The sequence below is a fragment of the Facklamia sp. P12932 genome, assembly GCF_050409545.1.
Lineage (GTDB): Bacteria > Bacillota > Bacilli > Lactobacillales > Aerococcaceae > Facklamia.
Genome location: NZ_JBNUPG010000015.1, coordinates 1 through 24,560, shown reverse-complemented (window position 1 = coordinate 24,560; position 24,560 = coordinate 1). Strand labels below are relative to the sequence as shown.

Below are 24,560 nucleotides of genomic sequence, written 5' to 3'. Positions count from 1 at the left end.
TATAAACCAAGCTCCTCAAGCAGATTTTTGATTGAGGAGCTTTTCTCATGCAAATCTAATGAGAATCATTTTCACATTTGTGAAGAACATGTTACAATGGATTTTGTGAAAAATTACTTATTGGAGGAAATCAATGAAAAAAAGTTTAATGAAGCGACTCTTATTGTTGTCAACCCTTGCCTTAAATAGTTTCACGCCACTTGCAGTGAATGTAAACGCTATGGAATCAGATGTAGAAAGCTTAAATTCCAGCTTGCAATCTATTCAAGTAAAATCAAATCCAGAGATAGAATCTGACAAGGCGGTGATTCCTGGTGAAAGTGAAGAAGAACCACAAGAAACACCTGCTAGAATGGAAGTTGATTCACAAGGTGAAGGCGAAACACCTTCACAAACTCCCTTAACTATTAAAGAATATAAAAAGTTGGACGCCACAACACTTGCTGAAATGGTCAGAAGTGGAAGAACAACAAGTAAAGAATTAATTGAATTTGCTTTTCAAGTAATCGAAGAAACAAATCCTGATTTAAATAACGTTATTTCAACACGCAAAGAAGCTGCTTTAGCTGAAGCTGAAGCGATGGAAGATACTGGTCAGCCTTTTTATGGTGTGCCGATGTTAGTGAAGGGTCTAGGTCACTCTGTGGAAGAGGGTAGCAATACACTCGGCTTCAAGTTTTTGGAAGATCAAACATCTTCTAGAGATGGTCGCCAAGTAAAAGCTTTTAAAGAAGCAGGCTTTATTGTAATCGGTCAAACTTCTTATCCGCAAATGGGTTGGATCAATGTAACTAATTCTGAATTGTATGGTGACACACATAATCCTTGGAATTTAGCCCATAATCCGGGAGGATCTTCAGGGGGATCTTCAGCAGCTGTCGCAATTGGGCAAGTACCAGTCGCAAGTTCCAGTGATGCCGGTGGTTCTACTAGAATTCCAGCTTCTTGGTCTGGTTTAATTGGTTTACATCCATCGAGAGGAATTTTAACATGGGATAGCAGCTCAATAAACAATCAAACCACCCACTTTGCAGAGACTAAATCAATGCAAGATACAATTACACTTTTTGAGACCTTATTAAAAGAAAAGACGCGTGAACATGTACTGCAAGGAAGCTTTGACAAGACCACTCCCATAGCCTACACAACCATGACTCCTGCTGGAACGCCGATATCAGAAGATGCTATTCAAGCAGTTCGAGAGGTAGCCAATTTCTTAAAAGGTGAAGGTTATTTAGTCGAGGAAGTAGCTTATCCAGTAGATGGAAAAAAATTAATGGAGCAATACTATATTCTTGCTTCTTCGACTGCTGGCTCTTTGGACTACATAGCAAAGAGACCACTTGGTCGACCAATTCAAAGAGAAGATGTGGAATTGCTAACTTGGGCTTTATACCAAACATCAAAGGATTTAACTAAAGAAGATGTAGCTGGAGCTTGGGACTATATCCATCAAGTGACAGAAGATATGAACGCTTTCTATTCAAAATATCCATTTTTATTAACAGCTACTAATGCTTACCCAGCTCCAAAGGCTGATTATAATCATATTAGTCCAGAGCTGGCTGAAGTAATGGAAGACATGTCTGGTTTGAGTAAAGTTGAAAAATTACAAGTAATTTATGATCAATGGTTACCAGCGTGGACTTTGACTCCTTACACTCAATTGGCTAATCTAACTGGTACACCTGCACTGAGCTTACCAACATATTTGACAGATAAAGGACTGCCGATGGGTGTAATGTTCAACACATTTGCTAAAAACGACCGCAGTTTACTACAAATTGGGAAACTGTTAGAAGAAAGCAATCGCTTTATTACCTACTATAATCGTCCGAGTGATGATAAGGAATCAAATCCAGATGTGGAGCCAGATACAGACAACATCTTAAATCCATTTCCGGGAGCGGATGAAACAGTAGGAAATGGGGCAGATACTCAAATTGAGGACTTGGATGACCAAAGCAATATTGAAGAACAGGCTGAAGACAATCATTTATCCAATAGCCCTTCTTCACAACCAGTCGTAAAGGATCATCAAGTTCAAGCCACTGATTCAGCGAAGGATACACTTCCAAACACTGGGGAAAGTGATCAGCTGGTCATGTACAGTATAAGCCTTACTTTATTCGGCATCGCCGGTTACTTCGTTCGTAAAAAATAAGGTAATTTAAAACCACTCTTCCAGAAGAGTGGTTTTCTTACATTTATAGCATTTAATAGCTTTTTTGATTATTCTGCTGGAATAATTGTAACAGGAATATCATCGATAGTACCATAATACCATTCGATTTCATCACCGTCTTCTAATTTTTGAGAAACAACACCCAGCTCGGCAAATTGCTTGTTAATTAAATACACCCAAGTGTTTGGAGCGTAGTCATTCTCTACACCATCAATAATATCAACAACACCTTCATCTTCATTGAAGTTGAATTCTAACTCTTCAATCGCAGACATAGCCTCTAGAACACTCACACCACCGATATTATTTACTTCATATTCAAGAGGGGCTCCCGATTCTTGGTTAATAATGATTGTTGCAGTACCTTCTAGTCCCTCAGCATCATTAGCAGCTGTTTCAACAGTAGTTTCTTCCATTGTGGTTTCTTCAGCAGCCATGGTAGTATCTGTTTTTTCTTCTTCATTAGTAGTAACCTCTTCGGTAGGGGCATTTTCTACCTTTGCTTTATCATTTCCAGGCAACATATCGCAAGCGCCTAAAAAAACGGTTAAGATAAGTGCTGTGGATATTTGTAGTATTTTTTTCATCAACTGACCTCCTCGTTTTCTATTACTATAAAATTAGCAATAATCACCTCTAAAGTCAAATAATTCGATGTTTGCCGGAATCTTCGTTATACTTAATCTATCAGCAAGTGAATGGGGAAAAAAGATGATAAACTTTACAAGTCATAACTTAGAGGATACAAAAAGCCTGGCTAAAATATTAGCTAAAGTCATTCAACCAGGAAGTCTTATTTTGCTTTCAGGTCCATTGGGATCGGGGAAAACAGCTTTTACTCAGGCTTTTGGGCGTTCTTTAGGAATTGATAGAGCCATTAAAAGTCCGACTTATACCATAGTTAAAGAATATGAACTTCAGCAAGTAGCTGAGCGAGTGGTCCATATTGATGCATATCGCTTAGAAGAAGGTGGAGCGGATACTGTTGATTTTGATTTGTTTTTCGATCGACAGTCTATTTGTCTGGTTGAATGGCCACAATTTATTACAGATTATTTACCGAAAAGTCATATAGAGATAGCTTTCAAATTATTGGATCAAAACCAACGTCAAATAGAAATAAGTTTATCGCCACAAGCAGATAATAAGCATCAAATCATCTTTCAAAAGTTTAGAGATCATATAGAAAGGGGCGATTAAACAATGTCTTATCGAGAAAATCCAGACCAAGAAAAACAAGTCGAAATGGTCGAAGAAGAGATTCAACTGTCAATTCGTCAAGCCCAAGTCAAAGATGCTCGCGCCATTTTAGGATTAATGAGACATATCGGTAAAGATACCAATTATCTTACAACCGGACCTGAAGGATTATCTCTGGATGTTCAGCAAGAAAAAGAATTGATTCGAAACTACCTGTTGGCTAAAAAATCATTATTATTAATTATTGAAGTTGACGATCAAGTTATTGGAATCGGTAATTTAGCTAATTTCTCAAGTCACAAGCAAGACCATATCGCTGAAATAGGAGTATCGATTGTGAAAGAATATTGGGGCTATGGTATTGGCAAAATGATTGTGCAAGAATTAATTGATTTTGCCAAAAAAGTTGATTTAAAAATTTTAACTTTAGAAGTGGTCACTGAAAATCAACGGGCTGTCCGACTTTATAAATCGTTTGGATTTGATATCAAAGGAACTTTAAGTCAGCGTTTAAGACATGGTCATTTTTATTACGATGTCTATACTATGGAAAAAAATCTTGCGTAAATCGCTTACATAAAAGGGTGCCACTTTACAAGTGACATCCTTTTAACTAGAATGGAATGACGATTATACTGAAGGGGAAAATAAAATGAATTTACTAGAAAAATTTCCTAACATCAAAATATTAAAAGATGAGCCTCTATCAAAATATACTTATACAAAAACAGGTGGTAAGGCAGATTATTTGGTCTTTCCTCATGATCGCTTTCAAGTGGAAACCATTGTGAACTATGTAAAAAATCAGCCGTTAGATTTAACGGTTTTAGGTAATGCTTCCAACTTAATAGTAAAAGATGGTGGCATTCGTGGCGTTGTCATCATGATGACTGAGATGAAGTCGATGCGACGCATCGATTCTAACATCCTTGAAGCGGAATCAGGGGCGTCATTGATTAAACTAACTCACTTAGCGCTCGAACATTCACTTACAGGCCTGGAGTTTGCTTGTGGTATACCAGGCTCGATCGGTGGGGCTGTTTATATGAATGCGGGGGCCTATGGCGGAGAAGTCAAAGATGTCATTGATGAAGTCGATGTAATCAGTCGTGATGGCTTAATTAAAACCTTTAAAAATCCAGACTGTCATTTTTCTTATCGCCATTCTGTTTTTCAAGAGCAAAATGATTTGATTTTATCTGTTCGTTTTAAATTGCAAGCTGGTGACTTTGCACATATAGAAGAAGAAATGGATCATCTAACACATTTACGCCAATCCAAGCAGCCTTTAGAATATCCTTCATGTGGATCTGTTTTCAAGAGACCTGAAGGTTATTATACAGGGAAGTTAATCCAAGATGCTGGTCTACAGGGCTATCGTATCGGTGGAGCTGAAGTGTCTAAGAAGCATGCAGGCTTTATTGTCAATGTGGATAATGCAACGGCAACAAACTATACTGACTTAATTGCTTTTATCCAAGCAACTATTTGGGAAAAGAACCAAGTATGTCTAGAAACAGAAGTCCGTATTATTGGTGAGGATGTCGAATAATTTATTTATAGATTAGGAGTCACATGTGCACATGTGGCTTTTTTAATGTTTACAGATAGATTACTGAATATTAATGTTTGTCGATTTTTATTTTAAAATCTAACTTACAAAGCGTGAGTATAACATGATATAATCGGGCGGAAGGTTTCCTTCAAAAAATACAAAAGAGGGTGTCAAGCATGAGTGAAGCATTACTAAGTGTCGAGTTAAAGAACGTTTCAAAGCACTTTGATGATCAAATGGTATTAAAAAATATTAATATGGAGTTGGAACAAGGACAGTTTTATACTTTGCTTGGACCATCAGGATGCGGTAAAACAACAATTTTAAGAATTATCGCAGGCTTTACTCAAGCAAGTGAAGGGACAGTATCGATTGAAGGAAATGAAGTAACCAACATTCCGGCTAATAAACGTAAAGTTAATACCGTTTTTCAAGATTATGCACTTTTTCCACATATGAATGTTTTTGATAATATTGCCTTTGGTTTATCTGTCAAAAATGTTGACAAACAAATCATTAAAAACAAAGTTCAAGCTGCGCTTAAGCAGGTGCGGTTAGATGGGTATGAAGAACGAAATATTAATGAAATGTCAGGTGGTCAAAAACAAAGGGTAGCGATTGCACGCGCACTGGTCAATGAGCCGGACGTTCTACTTTTAGATGAGCCCTTATCAGCTTTAGACTTAAAATTAAGAACCGATATGCAGTATGAATTACGTGAATTACAACAGCGTCTAGGGATTACTTTCGTTTTTGTCACACATGATCAAGAAGAAGCTTTAGCTATGTCTGATTGGATTTTTGTTATGGATAGAGGAGAAATTGTGCAATCGGGTACGCCTTCAGATATTTATGATGAGCCGATTAATCGATACGTTGCTGACTTTATTGGAGAATCAAATATTATTGATGCAACCATGATGGCTGATTACCGGGTTAAATTTGTCGGTCATGAATTCGATTGTGAGGATGCAGGGATTCCTAAAGGCGAAGCAGTAGAGGTTGTGATTCGACCAGAAGATGTAAAAATCACTGCTCCTAATCAGGGTCAGATTAACGCAACAGTTGATACTATGCTCTTTAGAGGGATGTTCAATGAAATTATTGCCTATGATGATGAGCAAAACGAATGGATGATTCACACAACAGAGAAGGTTGATATTGGACAAAAAATCGGCTTGCAAATTGGTCCGGATGAAATTCATGTTATGAGATTTAATGAAACAGAGGAGGAATTTGACGCTCGTTTAGAGCAATATGAGGAGGGGGAAAATGAAGAAGACTAATATTCATTTGTTGGCTATCCCTTATTATTTATGGCTAGCCATCTTTGTGATTACTCCCTTACTAGTGCTTTTTCAACGGTCATTTATAGGCATTGATGGACAATTTACCCTAGCTAACTACCAGCATTTTTTCACTTCAATGGAATATATCCGAATGACTCTGTCTTCCTTTTGGTATGCCTTTCTTGTAACTTTATTCACTTTTTTATTAGCCTACCCACTAGCTTATATTCTTTCTAAAAGCAAAAATAAAGACTTGTGGTTGATGCTGATTATTTTACCAACATGGATTAATTTATTGCTTAAAACCTATGCCTTCATAGGCATCTTAGGTAATTCGGGTCCTTTAAATAATTTCTTTGAAGCGCTTGGTTTCGGTAGACAACAGTTGCTGTTTACTGATGTTTCCTTCCTTCTAGTAGCAGCTTATATTGAGTTGCCTTTTATGTTCTTGCCGATTTTCAACTCAATCAATGAGATTCAACCCAGTCTATTAGAAGCGGCCTATGACTTGGGAGCATCTAAGATGACCATCATTCGGCGTGTGATTTTTCCTTTATCACTGAGAGGAGTGCGCTCGGGTGTCCAAGCGGTCTTCATTCCTTCTCTTTCTCTTTTCATGCTTACCCGCTTAATTGGAGGAAACCGTGTAATCACTTTAGGTACGGCTGTTGAGCAGCATTTCTTAGTGACCCAGGATTGGGGGATGGGATCAACCATCGGTGTAGTTTTAATGTTGATTATGTTCATCATTCTATTTACTACTAGGGATCGTTCTAAGGCAGGAGGTGGTCAAGATGCATAAAACTAAAAAAAGAATGGGTTCTACCCTTTATATTGCGTTTGTCTTTTTATTAATGTACGCACCTTTGATTTATTTAATGTTTTATTCCTTTAATGCTGGTGGAGACATGACTAACTTTTCTGGTTTTACGCTAGAGCATTATCAAACCCTTTTTGAAGATAAACGTCTGATGACCTTCATCTTAAACACCTTTATTATCGCTCTTTTATCCGCTTTAATTGCAACCATCATTGGCACTCTAGGAGCGATAGCTATTTATTACTATCGTTCTAATCGTAGTCGTCAAGCTATTCTTAATCTAAATTCAGTCTTAATGGTTACACCCGATGTCATGATGGGAGCTAGCTTTCTCTTGATGTTTTCATTCTTATTAAAGTTTGAATTTGGCTTCACCACTGTTTTGTTATCACATATTGCATTTAATGTGCCGATAGTGGTTTTAATGGTCTTGCCAAGACTTTATGAAATGAATCCAGCCATGATTACGGCAGCTCAAGACTTGGGAGCCAACCAGAATCAGATTCTATCAAGAATTATTTTACCTTCCATTAAAAGTGGTGTTTTAGCCGGTTACTTCATGGCTTTCACCTATTCCTTAGATGATTTTGCTGTTACTTTCTTTATAACTGGGAATGGTTTCTCAACGTTATCAGTTGAGGTGTATTCACGTGCTAGAACAGGGGTAAGCTTGGAAATTAATGCGCTCTCTACTTTAATGTTCTTGTTAGCTTTACTTTTAGTCTTTGGCTATTACACGCTCAGGGTCGGAGAACAGCGAAAAGCAGCACTTAAAATGCGTCAAGCTAGAGGAGGTTAGTAATGAAAGCATTAGTAAAAGTAATGATTGCCATTCTACTTGCAGTGGCTGTGATGTTTGTTGGGCGTTACTACCTACAATCTAGTCAAGGATTAACGGGCGAGAGTAATATTGTCAATTTTTATAATTGGGGCGATTATATTGATCCTGATTTAATCGATGAGTTTGAAGAAGAAACGGGTTATGTGGTAGTTTATGAAACCTTTGATTCTAATGAGGCCATGCTCACAAAAATTCAACAAGCTGGTACCAATTATGATTTAATTGGGCCGAGTGAATACATGGTAGAAACAATGATGGAAATGGATTTATTAGAAAAAATTGATCATAAACGCTTACCTAATCTCAAACATATTGATGAAGAATTTCTGGACCAGCCTTTTGATCGAGGCAATCAATATTCAGTGCCATATTTTTGGGGTACTTTAGGCATTCTTTATGATAGCAGTCAAATTGCGGAAGACGAAATTACCAGTTGGAATGACCTTTGGCGAGAAGAATATCGTAATAAGATTATGATAATTGATGGCGCCCGTGAAGTGATTGGGATTGGTCTGCAATCAGAAGGGCATTCACTTAATGAAACAGATAGTGAACTTATTGCTAAGGCCACTCAAAAGATGAAACAATTAATGCCTAATATCCTGGCTTTACTTGCAGATGAAATTAAAATGTATGCGACAATCGGAGAAGCCCCAATAGCCGTTACTTATTCAGGCGAAGCTGCCATGGCTATGTATGACAATGAAAATTTAGCCTATATGGTTCCGAAAGAAGGGTCTAACATTTGGTTTGATACCTTGGCCATTCCTAAAGGTGCAAAAAATCTCGAAGGTGCACACGCTTTAATGGATTTCTTGATGCGCCCAGATATAGCAGCTAGAAATGCTGAATATATTGGATACGCTACCCCTAATAAGGATGCCATTGATTTAATGGATCCAGAAGTAATTGCCGATCCGGCCTTTTATCCTCCGCAAGAAATTATTGATCATTTAGAAATTTATCGTAACCTTGGTCAAGAAAAATTGATCGAATATAATGATGAATATTTACGTATTAAATTAGAACCGCGTTAATTCTTTATTGAGAGTATAAATTTACATAAACTTAACAGTAAATAGGCTACAAAATTCATAATCAACGGTTAAACTTATTAAGGATTTATGATTGGAAGGGAGAGATCGTTTTGCAACTTGTTAATAAGCGGTTAACTATTAAAGATTATGAAGACCCATCAGCTTCTTTTATCATTGAACGCTTAGAGCTTCCAGCTACTATTAGTTATTTAGTGTTTGAATTCAATACCTATCTGGGGGATTATGCGATTGACTCATTAATGGCTTATGATTCACACTATAATTTAAGAATCGATATTCAAAATGTTTGTCAAGGTCGACGGATTATTCTAAGTCTTGATGAGTTAGAATCAAGCAGTGGAACACGTCCAGGCATTCTTCCATCAGGTGAGTGGATCTTAGTATTTAAATTGGCTGACCCCATACCCAAGTGCGAGTGGTTGTTCGAGTATTCCATTGAAGCCAAAGAGTTGAGTCAGCCATCACTTAAAAACATCTAACTGTTCTTAGCAATTAAGATGGTTTTAATCTTTAACAATAAACTTAAACACTAATTTATTTATGGGTGTTTAAGTTTATTTTTTTAAAAGGGCACCGTGGGATCGACTGTTTTATGAAAAAATTTTAATAATAGACAGTTTGATGTGAATTTGATATATAATAATAGGACAAGTGACTTGCAAATTTAATTAGCAAGTATTAAGAAATGAGGAATCTTTTTGGTTAGAAAAAATGTAATGACTGTTGTTGTTCCTTGTTATAATGAACAAAAGACAATCCAGCCGTTTATTGAGGCAATTTTAAAAGTTCAAAAAGACCTAAAAGAAGTTGAAATTGAATTACTATTAATAGATGATGGGTCAACCGATCAAACCCTAAATGCTATTAAAGAAGTGGTTCAGCAATATCCAGACAGCATTGAATACCTATCTTTTTCACGCAATTTTGGTAAAGAAGCAGGTCTTTATGCCGGCTTGAAACACGCCAAAGGTGAGTATGTTGCAATTATGGATGCGGATTTACAAGATCCACCGATGATGTTAGTAGATATGTATCGAATGATTCTAGATCCAAATGTCGATGTGGTAGCAACCAGAAGGACTTCTAGAGAAGGCGAACCAGTTGTTCGTTCTTTTTTTGCCCGCCTTTTTTACAAATTGAATAATTTAATTTCGCGCCTTGAGTTAGCAGAAGGTACGCGAGATTATCGTTTGATGAAGGCACAAGTCGTAGATGCTGTTGTATCTATGGGTGAGTATAATCGCTTTTCAAAAGGGATTTTCTCATGGGTTGGTTTTAAAGTGAAATATTTAGAATACCCTAATATTAAACGCATTGCTGGTCAATCCTCATGGTCATTTAGAAGTTTGTTCGATTATGCTATCGATGGCTTAATTTCTTTTTCGGACTTTCCATTAACAATTGCTAGTTTCTTAGGTCTTTTCAGTATTGGCACAGCTTTGGTTTGGGGTATCTACTTACTAGTGGCTTTTTTACTTTATCAAGTAAGCGCTTCTGCGATCAGTCTCTTGGCCTTATTAATATTATTTATGGGTGGCTTTCAATTTTTATGCTTAGGTATTATTGGCAAGTACATTTCTAAAATTTTTACCGAAGATAAACGACGACCTATATATTTGGTGAGAGAAGAGAAGCTTTTTGAAGAAGATGACTAGGATAATTATTTAAAAATGAGTCTGATAATATAAAAGAACAGCCTGCACATGCTTGTGTAGGCTGTTCTCGATTTGAGTGTGTAAATTGTTGGGGAATGGTGATAAGACCTATTCTTCATCTAACATTGGCTGACCTGGTCCGGGTAGGTGATTGGCAATATTGCTTGCCCATTCATAGTCCACCATAATAAATTGCCCGAGATAATCGTTTTTTAATTCTTTAGCAAACTTATCAAGAATGAAGTCTGTAAGCGATGGATGGTAATCAACCATAAGCTGCTCATCTTCTGTAAGATAAAGGAATTTATCTTGATTATCTTTGTGAATAAAGAAGCGGTTAAGTACTTTTCGATTCGGTTCCTGTTGAGCAAATAGGCCATCTGTTAATACTTTTACAACTTCCATTACCTGATCATTAAATCCTCGATCAAAAATCTGGATTTTTTCAATCAGTTGAGGGGCTGAAGTTACAACTCTTAAATGATAATCACTAATATCAATCCCTTCCTCAGCTGTCATTAAGCTAAGACCTTTTAATATTTTTTCGCGATTTTCTTTAAAATTAGGTGCTAAATATATCAAAAGCTTGAGTTTTGGATCATGATAGAGAATTTGAGTTTCTATTTGTCTTTTGGCCCCACATTGATCGCATTCAAAGGCTAGAAGCTGACCTTCTAATAGTTGTTGTTTTAATTCGGGGTGTTTTTGACTATTGATAGCAGTTTCGATGATATGTTCCTGCTTAGCTTGGCATACTGGACACTCTAAGTGGATTGTTTGTGGCATTCAATTGCCTCCTTTATCGGATTAATAATTCTAGTATATCAAAAATGAGGAAAGATGCGAAAGAATCATTAATATAATCTTGTAAGCGATTAACACATTGTCTTAAACTGTGCTATAATAGCTAAAGTAATAGGTATAGAGGGGGGAATATATGAAAAGTTTAATTATTTATGAATCACCTTATGGATCTACCTTAATTTATGCTAGAGCCCTCCAAAGAGTCTTTGACTTTCCGATGGTAGCTTTAAGTGAGGTTGATCGAACTACTTTGAACCACTATGATTTAATTATTGTAGGCACCTTTGTTTTCTCCGGAAGGATTTTTAAGTCGACTTTGATTAATCAGTTGATGAATCGCTACCGCGAACCGAGTTGGGTCTTATTCACTGTGGGCATTTCTACCCCAAATCTTACCAACTTTACGAAACTATTAAAAGAAACCTTTACAGCTAGAGTCTATCAACAATTAGCAACCTTTCATTATCGTGGTCGAATTGCCTCTAAGCGCTTTTCTTTAATGTACTTAGCTTCCAAAAGAATGAAGCGTCAACCAGGCACTAGCCTGGATGATGTGATTTTGGGCCCCGAGGAATGGCATTTGTTGGATTATCATGGAGGAACGGCTGAAAAAGAGGATTTAAAGCAAATAGCGAATATGGTAGAGTATATACGTGAAATTGCACAATACATTGGATAATGGAGGAATCGAATAAGATGGAAGAAGCAAAAAAACGAGTGGGCAAATATGCAGCCTCTTATGTTGAAGATGGTATGGTGGTCGGATTAGGGACTGGCTCAACGGCATATTGGTTTATTGAAGAGCTAGGACGCCGTTTCCAAGCAGGAGAACTCGATAATATTTTAACAGTCTCTACTTCTGATCGCTCTTCTGAACAGGCTTTAAAATTAGGCTTACCCTTAAAAGAAATTGAAGATGTCAATCGTATCGATCTGTTAGTAGATGGAGCGGACGAAACAACTCGTCAATTCGCCGGTATTAAAGGCGGTGGTGGTGCGCTTTTGCATGAAAAAATTATTGCTGAAAACAGTGATAAGATTATTTGGATTATGGATGAGAGTAAATTAGTTAACCAATTAGGGAAATTTCCTCTTCCAGTAGAAGTAGTTCGCTTTGGCTCATGGAAAGTTTATGATGCTTTTAAAAGCGCTGGGATGAAACCAAGCTTTAGAAAAATTGAAGATGACAGGCTTTTCATTACCGATTCCGGCAATTATATCATTGACCTCCATTTAGAAGAGATTCCTAATCCCCAAGTGTTGGCAGCCGAGATCAAGTCTAAGGTTGGAGTAGTTGAGCATGGCCTTTTCTTAAATTATGCCGATATCATTCTGGTTGCTCAAGCTGATGGAGAAATTATTAAAATCGAACGTAGTGGTGAAGTAAATTAGACAATATTAAGGATGATGAAGTATGAGAATGGTAGATTTAATCCATAAAAAACAAGAAAATCAAGCATTGACCCAAGCTGAAATCCAATATATTATTAACGGATTTACTAAGGGAGAAATTCCTGATTACCAAATGGCCGCCTTGAATATGGCAGTTTACTTTAATGGCATGAATGCTAAAGAAGTTAGTTATTTGACCATGGCTATGGTTGAATCAGGCGATCAGATCGATCTCTCTGCTATCAAAGGCATCAAAGTAGATAAACATTCGACCGGAGGTGTTGGAGATACAACCACTCTAGTCCTAGCTCCCTTAGTAGCTTCTTGTGGTGTTCCGGTGGCTAAGATGTCAGGGCGTGGTTTAGGCCATACGGGCGGTACGCTGGATAAACTTGAAACAATCAAGGGCTTTAATTTTGAAATCGCTGAGGCCGCCTTTATTGCTCAAGTAAACCAACACCAAGTGGCCGTGGTCGGACAAACTGGCGATTTAACCCCAGCTGATAAAAAGCTGTATGCTTTAAGAGATGTCACTTCTACTGTCCAGTCTATTCCTTTAATTGCATCTTCCATTATGTCTAAGAAAATTGCTTCGGGTGCTGATGCAATTGTCCTAGATGTAAAAGTAGGCGACGGCGCCTTTATGAAGACAATCGAGATGGCCGAAGAGTTGGCCAACACCATGGTTGAAATAGGCAATCATTTAGGTCGTAAAACAGTAGCCATCTTATCTAATATGGATCAGCCATTAGGCTTTGCAATTGGTAATACCTTAGAGGTCAATGAAGCTGTGGAAACTTTAAAAGGTAAAGGTCCGCAAGATCTAACGGAGCTTTGTCTGAATCTTGGATCACAAATGCTCTTGTCTGCTGAGAAAGTAAAAAGTTTGCCAGAAGGTATTGAAATGTTGCAAGCGCAGATTGACTCAGGAGCAGCCTTAGAAAAATTCCGTGAATTTATTGAGATTCAAGGAGGAGATGCTTCATTCATTGATAATCCGGAACAATTAGGTAAAGCCAAGTATCAAATTCCGTATTTAGCTAAAAAATCAGGTGTAGTTAGTCACTGGGTAGCCGATTTAGTGGGTGAAGCAGCGATGGTTTTAGGAGCGGGTCGTGCGGTTAAAGAAGATGAAATTGATCCAGTAGTAGGAATTGTCTTAAAAGCTAAGGTAGGAGATCCTGTTCAAGAAGGAGATCCACTCGCAATCATCCATTCCAATCGGGAAGATATTGATGACTGCTTGAAGCGACTAGACCAAGCTATTCAAATCGCTGATACAGCCAAAGAATTACCTTTAATTTATAAAACAATTGATTAAAATACGCAAGAAGAAGGAAGTTACTATGTCAAATAACAAAACGTTTAAGTATGTTCAAATCGGGATTTATGCTGCTTTAATCATCGCTGCGATTACCTTTATCCGTGTCCCGATGCCATCCGCCATCTCTAATTCTTTTGTTCATCCAGGGAATGCCTTGGTGATTTTAGCAGTTTTACTAATGGGGTTCAAACGTGGTACGGCTGCTGCTTTAATAGGGCTTTTCCTCTTTGATAGCTTGAATGGTTATTTCTATGTCGTTCATTTTACCCTTTTAGAAAACCTCTTGGTTTTGATTATGGTCTCATTCATATATAATAAATTCTTCCATAAAAAGGATAGTATGAGTCATATTGTGACATTAGGAATCGTAGGAGCATTAACTAAGATTGTATTAATCTTTGGTAAGCATATTATCAATCAAATGATCTTAGGAGCCACATCTTCTGCAGCAATTGCGATGGCGATTTCAGCCATGCCAGCCAGTCTTTTTACAGGACTTGTTACAGCAATTTTAGTGCCAGTTTTATATTTCCCTTTAAAGAAAATTTTCCAACGCTATCATACAATTGGTGAGTAAATTTACCACTTGGGGTTCAGTCTTTAAGGCTGAACCTTTTTAATTGGTAAAATTTAATGGCCCTCGACGCTTTAAGTCGAGGGCTTTACTAAATTGTCTTAAGCTTTAGCTGGTTCAAGTGCAGGGCTGTTTGTATGGATGGTTTGATATCTCTCTTGCTTGAGGTTTTTAATCGAAATCATAAAGCAGAAGGATATAATATATAGACTGGCTAGGAAAAACATAACTGCACGCATCGCATAGTTTTCTAAAATCATTCCAATGATGAGAGAAGAGAAACCACCGATTGCACGACCAACATTTAAAATGATGTTATTAGCTACTGCTCTGACTTGAAGGGGGTATAAGCGCGTAACCATAGCGCCATAGCCGGCAAACATTCCATTAACAAAGAAGCCCATTAGAGCACCGCCAAGTAAAAGGCTTAAGGCAGAATTGACATAAGTAAAAGCGAAAACCGAGATAGCTGATAGGATGAGGAAAATGCCATAAACTAAACGTGGACCAAACATATCTAGAAAATAACCGAAGACTAACATACCGATCGACATTCCTACAATAGTAGTAATCATCCAAAGGTTAGAGTTACCCAGGCTGATCCCTAATTTACCTTGCATCATAGTTGGTAACCAGTTCATCATTCCAAAGTAACCAGCAATTTGAACAGAAGTCATCACCATTAAAGCGATGGTTTGATGGGCTAGAGCAGGTGTTTTGAAGAGGTCAGAGATTTTACCTGCTTGTTGACGGTCGACTTTTTGGCTACCACGATCAGTGATTTGATCTTCTTTAATCATAAAGTGCATGTAAGCCACTAAGATTAACGGCAGAACACCTAGAGCGAAAAGTCCTCTCCAACCAAAGACGGGTGCAATTAAGCTGGCTAAAACAGCGGATGTAATCGAACCGATTTGTCCCATGACACCATTCAGTGAGGAGATACGACCCATTTTGTTGCTTGGTACAATACCCGCCATGATTGCTAAGGCAACACCGTACTCACCACCAACTCCAATACCAGCTAAGAAGCGTAAAGCTAAAAGGCTATTGATGCTTTGACTAAAGAAGATAAGGGCTGTGGCTACAGAAAAAATTGCGACGGTCCATTTTAATACTTTATATTTGTTATAGCGGTCTGCTAAGACCCCAAAGACAAGTCCCCCAAACAGCATTCCGAAGTTAGTAATGGTTCCAATCCAACCGGCTTGAGTAGAGGAAATATTCAAATCAGCAATAATAGAGGATAGGGAAAAGGCCAAAAACATCACATTGACATCATCTAAACCAGAGGCAATCATTGAAGTAATGAGGGCACGACGATCATAATTTATAGTTTTCATAACAACTCTCCTTAATAAAAGTTCACGGACTTTTTTAATTAATATTTTGACTTTAGTTAAAAGCTTGACTCCAAGCTTGAGGATCTTTGTACCAATTGGCTAAGCTTTGCTTATGACTTGCAAAATCAGGTTTTTGGGTAACCGTATCGATCAGAGTGGCATAATCACTCAGGGTGACTAGCGGGAAAGATTCTTTAGCAAAATTTTGACGACCAGCATCTAATAAGTAATTAAAGATAGCTAGGGCCCCAATCACTTGACCGCCAGCATTTTGAACGGCGTGAGCCGCTTTAATGACGCTCCCACCGGTTGAAATCAAGTCTTCAATCATTAGGACTTTTTGTCCTGGATTTAAGTGACCTTCAATTTGATTGTGCATGCCGTGTCCTTTAGGACTAGACCGCACATAAATCATTGGTAAGTTTAATTCTTGTGCCAAGAAAGCAGCGTGAGGAATACCAGCAGTAGCTGTACCCGCGATCACTTCGACCTGTGCAAAGTTTTCTTTAACGGCTGCTACCATAGCTTCAATTAAAAGCTGCCGGCTTTGCGGATGGCTAATAATTAGGCGGTTATCACAATAAATGGGTGATTTTAAACCGCTTGACCAGGTAAAAGGGGGATCTAAGCTGATTTTAACTGCTTCAATATCCAAGAGGATATTAGCAATCTTTTCTTTACTGCTGGTTTGATGAACGTTTTCCATGATGACCTCCTATTTTAATAATTTTTGTGCTTCAGCTATTTTTTTAACTATGTCCATGTAAGCCGCTTTTGGATTATCTGCCTGGGTAATTGGACGACCAATCACGAGATAATCACTGAGATTTTTAACAGCAGTTTGGACATCAGCGATACGGTGCTGGTCATCCGTACGATTTATCGTTTGTGGGCGTATTCCTGGTGTAACCGTTAGGAAGTTAGTATGAGTGACCTCTTTGATCGCCTTAGCTTCATGGGGTGAGCAAACTACACCGTCAAGGCCTGCTTGGTGACTTAATTTGGCATAGTGTAAGGTTGAAGTTTCTAAACCGGCAGTAATCAGTTGTTCTTCTTCCACTTGTTGGTTAGAAGTAGAAGTCAGTTGAGTGACTGCAATCAAAAGGGGTTCTTTTTGACCAGAAGGTGTCCCTTGTATCAGACCTTCTTTGGCTGCTTCCATCATTTTAAGTCCACCTGCCGCATGGACATTAACCATGGCTACACCCAATTGAGCGAGAATTCGCATGGATCTCATCACGGTGTTAGGGATGTCATGGAGTTTAAGGTCAAGAAAAACAGCATGACCCTGACTGGAAATGGTTTCTAAAAGTTGAGGGCCTCCCAAATAGAAAACTTCCATGCCGATTTTTATATTATGGGGACCTTGGGGTAAAAGCTTTAAAAAGTCTAAGATTTCTTGATCACTGGCAAAATCAAGCGCAATAATGGGTAGTTGAGGATTGAGTTCCATAAAGTCCACCTTTCTAATAAAAAACGCCTAACCACATATTCGGTTAGGCATAAAAGATATATCCATAAAAGCATGCCCAAAGGCATACTCAGGGTGTGGATCTTCTTTCATGCTTCTCTGAACATGTTTAAAGCGATCGTTTCAAATTGTTAAGAGTATAAAATGAATCAAAGGAATTGTCAATAGGAAAATAAACATTAAAAAAATTATTGTCTAGAGTTGTCAAACATATGTTACACAAGGTGCTTCTAAAATGGGCATGCTTATGTCTTAGCGTCTAACAAAAATAAACATTAAAAAAATTAAGTCTTGAAAGTTTCGCTTTTTCGACTGCGTTGGGCAAGAGCGTTGACATCAAGCTGTCTGGCTGTAGCCCAATGGTAACTTTCGCCACTGAGGATTAAATCTGTTTTGCGCAAATCTTCAATTGATTGACACGATAGGAGGAGTAAGGTTCGTTTAAGGGCTGAGGCCCAATCGCCTACCCAATCAACGGTCGCATCAACACCTAATTGGTCCACCGAATGCAGAAACTTGCCTGCAATCCCACAACTTTTAGCGCCCAAAGCTAAAGCTTTGACGATGTCTAAAAAGTCGCGGATACCACCCGAAGCTAAAATGTTGATTTGATCTTGAAAATTCAGCGATTCTAGCAAAGCTTCTACACTGGTTTGCCCCCAGTTGGTCAAGCTTGAAAAGTCTAGCTGGTCATTGCGCTGATTTTCAATCTGAACAAAGTTGGTGCCACCACGTCCACCTAGGTCCACCGTTTGGACCCCTAATTCCTTTAGTTCTTGAAGGGTCTCTTGACTCATACCAAAGCCAACTTCTTTAACAATAACAGGCAATCCTAGGTCATCAACGATTTTTTGAATGTTTTCTTTCCAGTTTGAAAAATCACGATCCCCCTCTGGCATTACAACCTCTTGAGCGGTATTTAAATGAATCTGTAAGGCATCGGCTTGAACTAAGTCGACGGCTCTTTTGGCATTTTCCAGATCATGATGGGCTCCCAGGTTGGCTAAGATAAAGCCTTGGGGATTCATTTGACGAATAATGGTAAAGGAATCAGCCACTTGAGGGTCTTTAAGGGCAGCTGAAATAGAGCCGACCGCCATGGTTAAACCAGTACTTGCAGCAACTTGGGCTAAATGCTGATTGTAACTTTTTGTTTTAGGACTGCCACCTGTCATAGCATTTATATAAAAAGGTAAAGAATGTTTTTTACCTGCCCATTGAGTGGATAAATCAATTTGATGGATATGAAGACGACCCAGTGAATGGTGGACAAAACGGACGTCATCAAAGGAATTATTTTTTCTAGTCTTTTGTTGGTCTAAAGCATAACGCAGGTGGTCATCTTTACGATTAGTCGATAAAGAAGAAGTCATTATCTATTCAATCCTTTCTGAGCTTGATTGTGGGGCCACTTGAAGATTTAGGGGCACAATTCCTTGAACTTTCCATTGCTTGAGAATGCTCTCCTTGGTATTTATATCATAACCTAAGGCAATACCGCAATCTCCACCACCAGCCCCTGAACTCTTGCTAGCATAGCCATGTTGATTACCAATTTCAATCAGCTGATTTAAAGCAGCCGTTTCAATGGATAGGTCATAAGCCTTACCTAAGACAAGTAGTAAGTTACGGTAATTACTGATGGCTTGTTGGATCAGGTCTGCTTGATTATTAATTAGTCCATCTTTTAATTGACGAACGACTGCAGGGGCTTGATCTATAAAGGCTTGGAAAGCTTGTGGCTGAGCAGATATTTGGTCTTTTAATTGTTTGACCAAATTGTCGGTAGAAGCCGTATGCTGAGTCCAGCCAATCAGGACTTGCAAGTCTTTAGAAACGGCTAAGTTTTCAATTGTTAAATCTGGCCATTCTTGCTTTAATAAAGCCGTAATCGAAGGAGCGTTAGTGATCATTTCTTTTAAAAGCTTGCGATCAGGTGCCATATAATAGGTCCAACCACCAAAAGCGTTAGCAGCGATATCGCCAAAGCTACCAGAAGCTCCTAGACGCAGTTGACTGATAACGGCTAGGCGGTAGAGCCTCTCAGCTGAAAGCTTGATTTTGTGAAAGTTAAGTATAGCTTGGATGGTACCGACTGTTACGGCACCGCTAGAGCCTAGACCGTATTTTTTACCCGAGTCACTTAATAGTTGTGATCGAATGTGTAAATGAAAGTTTCGACTATTAAAGTTCGATTCTTGTAAGAAGGTGTGGGTCACCTTAGCTGCTTCTATCACGTAACGCCACTGGTCCAGTTGATCTTCTTCTAGGGAATAGTCTTCTGCAACTCTCAAGTGCGAATCATCTGTTTCTAAGCAAAGGGGCGCATAGCCTCCTTGATGGTTTTCAATCAGCCAGCCTTTCTTAGTCCTTTGACGGATTGTCAGCTCAAGGTACTGGTCGACTGCAATCAAGATAGCTGCTTGCTTAGGCGCCAAAACAGCGTATTCACCAGCAATATAGAGTTTGCCAGGGATTTTTATGGTTTGAGTTTGTGATGATTGAAGGCAATGCTTAGGATTCATGACGATCCTCCTAATGATTAATAAGCGGAATTGAGAAGGGTTGAGGTCCGGGGCGAGAGACAATAATTGTTTGCGGGTGAAAGTCTTGCCTCAACTTTTCTTGAATGGCAGGAATTTGACTGTAGGGACAGATGATTTTAACATTCGGTCCCGCATCCATGGTAAAGTAGGCAGTTAAGCCAGTCTTTCTCAGTTGGCGAACGGCTTCCATGGCCTTTAAGGATTCCGCTTGAAAGTAGCTAAAGCTTGGATTAGCTGCCAACATGGTTGCATGCATCTTCATGGCATTATGTTCAGCGATTTGACCGATTTTTTGAATATCTCTAGCCTTAATGGCTGCCTTAATTAATGCTAAATCTTTAGCTACTTCCTCTGCCCATAAAGCGTAGAAAGGCGAAGTTTCAATGGTGTGATGCATGGCTTGACGGCTGGAAAACTTTTTAGCCTTATGATTGACTACTAAAGCAATCATGCCAATGTCCCAATCGGCATCATCAAAAGCACGAGCAAAACTCGATTGAGAGTCCTCACCTTGTCCTTTTTCCCATTCCACAAAGCCGCCAAATAAAGAGCGAGAGGCAGAGCCTGAACCAAAGCGGGCCATGATTGAAAGTTCTTCTTGAGATAGATTGAGATTTAAGGCCTCATTACAGGCACAGGCTAAAGCAGCAAAGGCTGAGGCCGATGAAGCTAGACCCGCTGCAGTGGGGACGTGGTTGTAACTAATTACTCGTGCTTTTAAATCTGTGTTCTTGATTTGACGAAACGGGTCTAAAAAGCGCGAAATCTTTTGCCGCTCTTGGATAGATTGAGTTTGATCATTTAGGATAAATTGATCCTCGTCATAACTCTTAGAAAAATGCACTTGTGTTTGCGTATAAAAAGCCTCTAGCGTTAAAGAAAGGCTAGAGGTAACTGGCAACATCAAGTCTTGATTGCGTTTGCCCCAATACTTGATTAAAGCAATATTAGTATGGGCTTGAAAATTAGCAATAAAATCTTTAGTCATGATGTGACTCCTTTGCTTGTTCTGCTTTTGAAAGGTTAAGTAGCCATGTTTTTTCTGCACCGGCTTGTTCCATCGATTCAGCAATCATTTGGGCATGAGTTTGATCTTTAGCCAAGGCAATCACGCAACCGCCCATGCCACCACCGGTTAATTTAGCTCCTAAAGCGCCAGCTAACCAAGCGGCATTGACGATGTGGTCAAGGGAAGGGTTGGAAACACCTAATTGGTTGAGATAATAGTGGTTGTAAGTCATTAAACGACCCAGTTCAAGTGGATCTTTTTTACGAATCGCTAGGAAGGCTTGACGCACAAAAAAACCAATCGTTTCCATAGCGCCATTAACAAAGCTAGCCTTACTTTGTCTTAGTTGGGCAACGTGATTGACAGCTAATTTGGTCTGGCCAACTTGACCGGAATCAGCCACTACTAGATAAGCTTCTAAGTCCAAATCAAAATCACGAGCTTGCTGACTCTTACAGTATATAATAGATCGATTGGAAGAAGTTACTAGGGTATCTATCCCCGATGTCGATTGATGGGCAATCACTTCTGCTTCATTTGTAATCATGCGTAAGTGATAATCCTTGATGGTCTTACCATAATAGTCACAAACCGCTCGAATTAAAGCCACAGAAACAGCTGCTGAAGATCCCATACCACGCTCTTGTGGTATTTCAGATAGAATTTCAATATGAAGTGGTCTTTTGGGTAGTTGTTTGGAGTCTAAGGTTAGTTTTAAAGCCATCTTTAAATTATTTAAATGATCCGGTGCTTGTTCAAAAGCTCCCTTATAATAAGGACAGTCAATGGTTGAATAAGCGTAAGCAGAAGGTGTCACTTGGACTTTTACCTGACAGGGTTTGAAAGGAATGGCAATGGCCGGATAGTCATAAACCACGGCATGTTCACCCATTAAAATAATTTTAGAATGAGCAAATCCAAGGCCCAGCTTATTTTTTTTGCTTGAAGTTGATTTCAAAGAATAATGAGGTTTACCGAATGAATGGTTCATGAACTAGCTCCTTTCTGTAAAAGATATATATTAATGGTAGCGCTTATGCTAAAATAAGAGCCAAATTAACCATTAAAAAATACTGTTTCATTGGAGTATTTTAACACATATTACAAGAAGTTTGTATTAATTCATTATGAGACTTCAGTAGGAGGAAGATATGTATTTTGCAATGAACGATTATTATGCCACCTATAATCGTAAAGAATGGCAAGCTTTCCAATCGGAAAATTTAGAGATTTTACCGATTGATGAGCTGGCTAGTTTAGTGTCGCTCCAAGACCGTTTGACGCAAACAGATGTTAGAGAAATTTATGGTCCGTTATTACATTATATTGAAGCAGATTTTCAACATACCATGAAATACAATATGGCTAAACAGGAATTTTTTGCCATGGGGGAAGTGGACCCATTTGCATACCGCAAGGTGCCTTTCATCATTGGAATTTCAGGTTCAGTAGCTGTTGGCAAATCAACGACGGCTCGTTTGCTCCATCAATTGCTAAGTGAGACCTTCCCTAAACGGAAAGTGGAGTTAATCACTACCGATGGTTTTCTCTATCCAAATGAGGTTCTAGAACAAAGAGGGATGCTACACCGTAAAGGTTTTCCAGAGTCCTATGATATGTCCTTACTCTTAGAATTTATGACTCATATTAAGACGCAGACTTCTCCTTTCTCAGTACCGACCTATTCCCATCTATGTTATGACATTGTCAAAGGTCAGTATCAAATCATCAATAATCCGGATATTTTAATTGTGGAAGGGATTAATGTTTTGCAACTTCCTTCCAATCAACAAATCTATGTCAGTGATTTCTTTGATTTTTCGATCTATATGGATGCTGAACAAGAACTAATCCATAAGTGGTTTGTTGAGCGATTCTTGGTTCACTTACAAATGGCGAAAACAGATTCTTCTAATTATTATCATAAAATGAGTAATATGAGTCGAGAAGAAGCCATCGCTTATGCAGATAATGTTTGGTTTACCATCAACTTGCCTAACTTAATCCAACATATTAAGCCAACTCGTTCACGAGCGGATGTGGTCTTGCATAAGTCGGTTAATCACTATATCGACCATATTCACGTTAAAAAATACTAAATCTTATCTTTTGGCTGAATAGATTTAAAAGGCGAACAAAAAGGATAAATTCCGAATAAAAACTTGTAAAAACATACTTTCATTCGCTGAAGCATGATAGAATAAACGCAAGAGATAAAATTTAGGAGGAATACAATGGTAGAAGTAAGAAGACCTGAAGCTATGGAACGTATTTCAAGCCCAGAGATGGCTGAGAAATTTATTGAAGAACAAATTTCCTTAATCAGAGAACAAGTAGGCGACAAGAAAGTTCTATTAGCATTATCGGGAGGCGTGGATTCCTCTGTAGTAGCTGCATTATTAATTAAAGCCATTGGCAAACAATTAATCTGTGTCCATGTCAATCATGGCTTATTGCGTAAAGGCGAGCCAGAACAAGTGGTTGAAGTCTTTAAAAACCAAATGGATGCCAACTTAATTTATTCAGATAGTGTGGAGCGCTTCTTAACGAAATTAGAAGGCGTAACTGATCCTGAAGAAAAGCGGATGATTATCGGTAATGAATTTATCGAAGTTTTTGCTGAAGAAGCGCGCAAGTTAGAAGGCGTAGACTTCTTAGCTCAAGGAACTATCTGGCCCGATATTTTAGAAAGTGAAGACGGCATCAAAGCTCACCACAATGCGGGGGGTTTACCAGAAGACATGAACTTTGAATTAGTAGAACCTGTGCGGATTCTCTTCAAGGATGAAGTGCGTATAGTTGGTGAAACTTTGGGACTCCCTCATGAGATGGTCTACCGTCAACCCTTCCCAGGACCAGGTTTAGGCGTTCGTTGTTTGGGCGAAATTACTCGTGACCGTTTAGAAGCAGTCAGAGAATCAGATGCAATTTTACGCGAAGAATTTGCTAAGAACGGTCTGGCTGAAAAAGTATGGCAGTATTTTACCGTGGTACCTGATTTTAAATCAACTGGTATCAAAGACGGTAAGCGTACTTACGATTGGCCAGTCATTGTGCGTGCTGTCAATACCAAAGATGCAATGACAGCAACCGTCGAAAACATTCCATTCGATCTTATGCAACAGATTGTTGATCGCATTACCCACGAAGTGCCAGGTGTGAGTCGTGTACTTTATGACTTCACACCAAAACCGACAGGAACGATTGAGTGGGAATAGGTCCCGAGATTTTGTAACCCTTGATTTTACTAACTACTCTAAGGGTACGAGTGGTTCATGATACTGTTTTGATGCTATAAATAGTGGCTAACCACTGGGAATAAAGAATAATAGAAGAAAATAAAAGACTAGTTAAAGAACAAACCCCTGATTGAGGTAAGAGGCGAGTTAGTAACTAGTCTTTTGATTTTGGCTCTATGTCAAATAGGGTTATGCTATCTAAGGAGATTAAGCAATTAACGGTTGCTTGGTCTCCTTTTCTTTTCTTCCTGACAC

General features: G+C 38.6%; 24 protein-coding genes and 1 pseudogene. 16 read left to right on the top strand and 9 right to left on the bottom strand.

What is annotated here, in order from left to right:
• The first annotated feature begins 133 nt into the window (after positions 1-133).
• Entirely contained in the window at positions 134-2,164 is a 2,031-nt protein-coding gene (locus tag ACQV2P_RS06675) for an amidase family protein (RefSeq protein ID WP_428894792.1), read from the top strand.
• A 68-nt stretch (positions 2,165-2,232) separates the two neighbouring features.
• Here ACQV2P_RS06675 and ACQV2P_RS06670 read toward each other — a convergent pair whose 3' ends face one another.
• Positions 2,233-2,772, bottom strand: a complete 540-nt coding sequence (locus ACQV2P_RS06670) for a DUF4430 domain-containing protein (RefSeq protein WP_428873308.1) — start codon at positions 2,770-2,772, stop codon at positions 2,233-2,235.
• Positions 2,773-2,896: 124 nt separating this feature from the next.
• On the opposite strand from ACQV2P_RS06670, the gene tsaE reads away from it, so the two are divergent.
• From tsaE to ACQV2P_RS06625, 9 genes are all read left to right on the top strand, one after another.
• Positions 2,897-3,385 (top strand): tRNA (adenosine(37)-N6)-threonylcarbamoyltransferase complex ATPase subunit type 1 TsaE, encoded by a 489-nt coding sequence (tsaE, locus tag ACQV2P_RS06665; RefSeq protein WP_428894791.1) that lies wholly within the window; start codon positions 2,897-2,899, stop codon positions 3,383-3,385.
• 3 nt (positions 3,386-3,388) lie between these two features.
• Complete coding sequence (locus ACQV2P_RS06660) at positions 3,389-3,952, top strand: N-acetyltransferase family protein (RefSeq protein WP_428873310.1); 564 nt, start codon at positions 3,389-3,391, stop codon at positions 3,950-3,952.
• Positions 3,953-4,037: 85 nt separating this feature from the next.
• A complete protein-coding gene (gene murB / locus ACQV2P_RS06655; protein ID WP_428894790.1) occupies positions 4,038-4,937 on the top strand; it encodes a UDP-N-acetylmuramate dehydrogenase in 900 nt (299 codons plus the stop codon).
• A gap of 179 nt (positions 4,938-5,116) precedes the next feature.
• Positions 5,117-6,226 carry an ABC transporter ATP-binding protein gene (locus tag ACQV2P_RS06650; RefSeq protein ID WP_428875104.1) on the top strand — a complete coding sequence of 370 codons (1,110 nt, stop codon included), beginning with the start codon at positions 5,117-5,119 and terminating at the stop codon, positions 6,224-6,226.
• Positions 6,213-7,031 (top strand): ABC transporter permease, encoded by an 819-nt coding sequence (locus ACQV2P_RS06645; RefSeq protein ID WP_428873315.1) that lies wholly within the window; start codon positions 6,213-6,215, stop codon positions 7,029-7,031. The genes ACQV2P_RS06650 and ACQV2P_RS06645 overlap by 14 nt, the downstream gene beginning before the upstream one ends.
• On the top strand, positions 7,024-7,848 hold the full coding sequence (locus tag ACQV2P_RS06640) for an ABC transporter permease (protein WP_428873316.1): 825 nt from the start codon (positions 7,024-7,026) through the stop codon (positions 7,846-7,848). The genes ACQV2P_RS06645 and ACQV2P_RS06640 overlap by 8 nt, the downstream gene beginning before the upstream one ends.
• Before the next feature lie 2 nt (positions 7,849-7,850).
• Positions 7,851-8,927: an ABC transporter substrate-binding protein gene (locus tag ACQV2P_RS06635; protein WP_428894789.1), complete on the top strand. Its 1,077-nt coding sequence runs from the start codon at positions 7,851-7,853 to the stop codon at positions 8,925-8,927.
• Between the two features lie 110 nt (positions 8,928-9,037).
• A complete protein-coding gene (locus tag ACQV2P_RS06630) occupies positions 9,038-9,427 on the top strand; it encodes a hypothetical protein (RefSeq protein WP_428873318.1) in 390 nt (129 codons plus the stop codon).
• A gap of 219 nt (positions 9,428-9,646) precedes the next feature.
• Complete coding sequence (locus tag ACQV2P_RS06625) at positions 9,647-10,603, top strand: glycosyltransferase family 2 protein (protein ID WP_428873320.1); 957 nt, start codon at positions 9,647-9,649, stop codon at positions 10,601-10,603.
• A gap of 108 nt (positions 10,604-10,711) precedes the next feature.
• On the opposite strand, the gene ACQV2P_RS06620 is transcribed toward ACQV2P_RS06625, so the two are convergent.
• Positions 10,712-11,389, bottom strand: a complete 678-nt coding sequence (locus tag ACQV2P_RS06620; protein WP_428894788.1) for a CpXC domain-containing protein — start codon at positions 11,387-11,389, stop codon at positions 10,712-10,714.
• Positions 11,390-11,540: 151 nt separating this feature from the next.
• Here ACQV2P_RS06620 and ACQV2P_RS06615 point away from each other — a divergent pair, with 151 nt between their 5' ends.
• From ACQV2P_RS06615 to ACQV2P_RS06600, 4 genes are read left to right on the top strand one after another with little or no spacing between them, the layout of a single operon-like run.
• Positions 11,541-12,086 (top strand): flavodoxin domain-containing protein, encoded by a 546-nt coding sequence (locus ACQV2P_RS06615; RefSeq protein WP_428892022.1) that lies wholly within the window; start codon positions 11,541-11,543, stop codon positions 12,084-12,086.
• 17 nt (positions 12,087-12,103) lie between these two features.
• On the top strand, positions 12,104-12,799 hold the full coding sequence (gene rpiA, locus ACQV2P_RS06610) for a ribose-5-phosphate isomerase RpiA (RefSeq protein WP_428892024.1): 696 nt from the start codon (positions 12,104-12,106) through the stop codon (positions 12,797-12,799).
• Between the two features lie 22 nt (positions 12,800-12,821).
• Positions 12,822-14,120: a pyrimidine-nucleoside phosphorylase gene (locus ACQV2P_RS06605; protein ID WP_428873326.1), complete on the top strand. Its 1,299-nt coding sequence runs from the start codon at positions 12,822-12,824 to the stop codon at positions 14,118-14,120.
• 25 nt (positions 14,121-14,145) lie between these two features.
• Complete coding sequence (locus ACQV2P_RS06600) at positions 14,146-14,700, top strand: ECF transporter S component (protein WP_428875110.1); 555 nt, start codon at positions 14,146-14,148, stop codon at positions 14,698-14,700.
• A gap of 98 nt (positions 14,701-14,798) precedes the next feature.
• On the opposite strand, the gene ACQV2P_RS06595 is transcribed toward ACQV2P_RS06600, so the two are convergent.
• From ACQV2P_RS06595 to mvk, 7 genes are all read right to left on the bottom strand, one after another.
• Entirely contained in the window at positions 14,799-16,040 is a 1,242-nt protein-coding gene (locus tag ACQV2P_RS06595) for an MFS transporter (protein WP_428894787.1), read from the bottom strand.
• A gap of 52 nt (positions 16,041-16,092) precedes the next feature.
• Entirely contained in the window at positions 16,093-16,746 is a 654-nt protein-coding gene (pyrE, locus tag ACQV2P_RS06590) for an orotate phosphoribosyltransferase (RefSeq protein WP_428873329.1), read from the bottom strand.
• Positions 16,747-16,755: 9 nt separating this feature from the next.
• Positions 16,756-17,493, bottom strand: coding sequence for an orotidine-5'-phosphate decarboxylase (gene pyrF / locus ACQV2P_RS06585; protein ID WP_428894786.1), 738 nt, complete (start codon positions 17,491-17,493; stop codon positions 16,756-16,758).
• Positions 17,494-17,795: 302 nt separating this feature from the next.
• Positions 17,796-18,884, bottom strand: coding sequence for a type 2 isopentenyl-diphosphate Delta-isomerase (gene fni / locus ACQV2P_RS06580; RefSeq protein WP_428873334.1), 1,089 nt, complete (start codon positions 18,882-18,884; stop codon positions 17,796-17,798).
• Positions 18,885-18,887: 3 nt separating this feature from the next.
• Positions 18,888-20,036: a phosphomevalonate kinase gene (locus ACQV2P_RS06575; protein WP_428894785.1), complete on the bottom strand. Its 1,149-nt coding sequence runs from the start codon at positions 20,034-20,036 to the stop codon at positions 18,888-18,890.
• Positions 20,037-20,046: 10 nt separating this feature from the next.
• Positions 20,047-21,045: a diphosphomevalonate decarboxylase gene (gene mvaD / locus ACQV2P_RS06570; protein ID WP_428894784.1), complete on the bottom strand. Its 999-nt coding sequence runs from the start codon at positions 21,043-21,045 to the stop codon at positions 20,047-20,049.
• Positions 21,038-22,057: a mevalonate kinase gene (gene mvk / locus ACQV2P_RS06565; RefSeq protein ID WP_428873337.1), complete on the bottom strand. Its 1,020-nt coding sequence runs from the start codon at positions 22,055-22,057 to the stop codon at positions 21,038-21,040. The genes mvaD and mvk overlap by 8 nt, the downstream gene beginning before the upstream one ends.
• Positions 22,058-22,217: 160 nt before the next feature.
• On the opposite strand from mvk, the gene coaA reads away from it, so the two are divergent.
• A complete protein-coding gene (coaA, locus tag ACQV2P_RS06560) occupies positions 22,218-23,165 on the top strand; it encodes a type I pantothenate kinase (RefSeq protein ID WP_428873339.1) in 948 nt (315 codons plus the stop codon).
• A 192-nt stretch (positions 23,166-23,357) separates the two neighbouring features.
• A pseudogene (gene guaA / locus ACQV2P_RS06555) lies at positions 23,358-24,284 on the top strand (glutamine-hydrolyzing GMP synthase); the annotation flags it as partial.
• Between the last annotated feature and the right edge of the window lie 276 nt (positions 24,285-24,560).

Excerpts from the sequence above, each read along its gene's own strand:
- ACQV2P_RS06675 (WP_428894792.1), top strand. The coding sequence starts at position 134 with ATGAAAAAAAGTTTAATGAAGCGACTCTTATTGTTGTCAACCCTTGCC.
- ACQV2P_RS06670 (WP_428873308.1), bottom strand. The coding sequence starts at position 2,772 with ATGAAAAAAATACTACAAATATCCACAGCACTTATCTTAACCGTTTTT.
- tsaE (WP_428894791.1), top strand. The coding sequence starts at position 2,897 with ATGATAAACTTTACAAGTCATAACTTAGAGGATACAAAAAGCCTGGCT.
- ACQV2P_RS06660 (WP_428873310.1), top strand. The coding sequence starts at position 3,389 with ATGTCTTATCGAGAAAATCCAGACCAAGAAAAACAAGTCGAAATGGTC.
- murB (WP_428894790.1), top strand. The coding sequence starts at position 4,038 with ATGAATTTACTAGAAAAATTTCCTAACATCAAAATATTAAAAGATGAG.
- ACQV2P_RS06650 (WP_428875104.1), top strand. The coding sequence starts at position 5,117 with ATGAGTGAAGCATTACTAAGTGTCGAGTTAAAGAACGTTTCAAAGCAC.
- ACQV2P_RS06645 (WP_428873315.1), top strand. The coding sequence starts at position 6,213 with ATGAAGAAGACTAATATTCATTTGTTGGCTATCCCTTATTATTTATGG.
- ACQV2P_RS06640 (WP_428873316.1), top strand. The coding sequence starts at position 7,024 with ATGCATAAAACTAAAAAAAGAATGGGTTCTACCCTTTATATTGCGTTT.
- ACQV2P_RS06635 (WP_428894789.1), top strand. The coding sequence starts at position 7,851 with ATGAAAGCATTAGTAAAAGTAATGATTGCCATTCTACTTGCAGTGGCT.
- ACQV2P_RS06620 (WP_428894788.1), bottom strand. The coding sequence starts at position 11,389 with ATGCCACAAACAATCCACTTAGAGTGTCCAGTATGCCAAGCTAAGCAG.
- ACQV2P_RS06615 (WP_428892022.1), top strand. The coding sequence starts at position 11,541 with ATGAAAAGTTTAATTATTTATGAATCACCTTATGGATCTACCTTAATT.
- rpiA (WP_428892024.1), top strand. The coding sequence starts at position 12,104 with ATGGAAGAAGCAAAAAAACGAGTGGGCAAATATGCAGCCTCTTATGTT.
- ACQV2P_RS06605 (WP_428873326.1), top strand. The coding sequence starts at position 12,822 with ATGAGAATGGTAGATTTAATCCATAAAAAACAAGAAAATCAAGCATTG.
- ACQV2P_RS06600 (WP_428875110.1), top strand. The coding sequence starts at position 14,146 with ATGTCAAATAACAAAACGTTTAAGTATGTTCAAATCGGGATTTATGCT.
- ACQV2P_RS06595 (WP_428894787.1), bottom strand. The coding sequence starts at position 16,040 with ATGAAAACTATAAATTATGATCGTCGTGCCCTCATTACTTCAATGATT.
- pyrE (WP_428873329.1), bottom strand. The coding sequence starts at position 16,746 with ATGGAAAACGTTCATCAAACCAGCAGTAAAGAAAAGATTGCTAATATC.
- pyrF (WP_428894786.1), bottom strand. The coding sequence starts at position 17,493 with ATGGAACTCAATCCTCAACTACCCATTATTGCGCTTGATTTTGCCAGT.
- fni (WP_428873334.1), bottom strand. The coding sequence starts at position 18,884 with ATGACTTCTTCTTTATCGACTAATCGTAAAGATGACCACCTGCGTTAT.
- ACQV2P_RS06575 (WP_428894785.1), bottom strand. The coding sequence starts at position 20,036 with ATGAATCCTAAGCATTGCCTTCAATCATCACAAACTCAAACCATAAAA.
- mvaD (WP_428894784.1), bottom strand. The coding sequence starts at position 21,045 with ATGACTAAAGATTTTATTGCTAATTTTCAAGCCCATACTAATATTGCT.
- mvk (WP_428873337.1), bottom strand. The coding sequence starts at position 22,057 with ATGAACCATTCATTCGGTAAACCTCATTATTCTTTGAAATCAACTTCA.
- coaA (WP_428873339.1), top strand. The coding sequence starts at position 22,218 with ATGTATTTTGCAATGAACGATTATTATGCCACCTATAATCGTAAAGAA.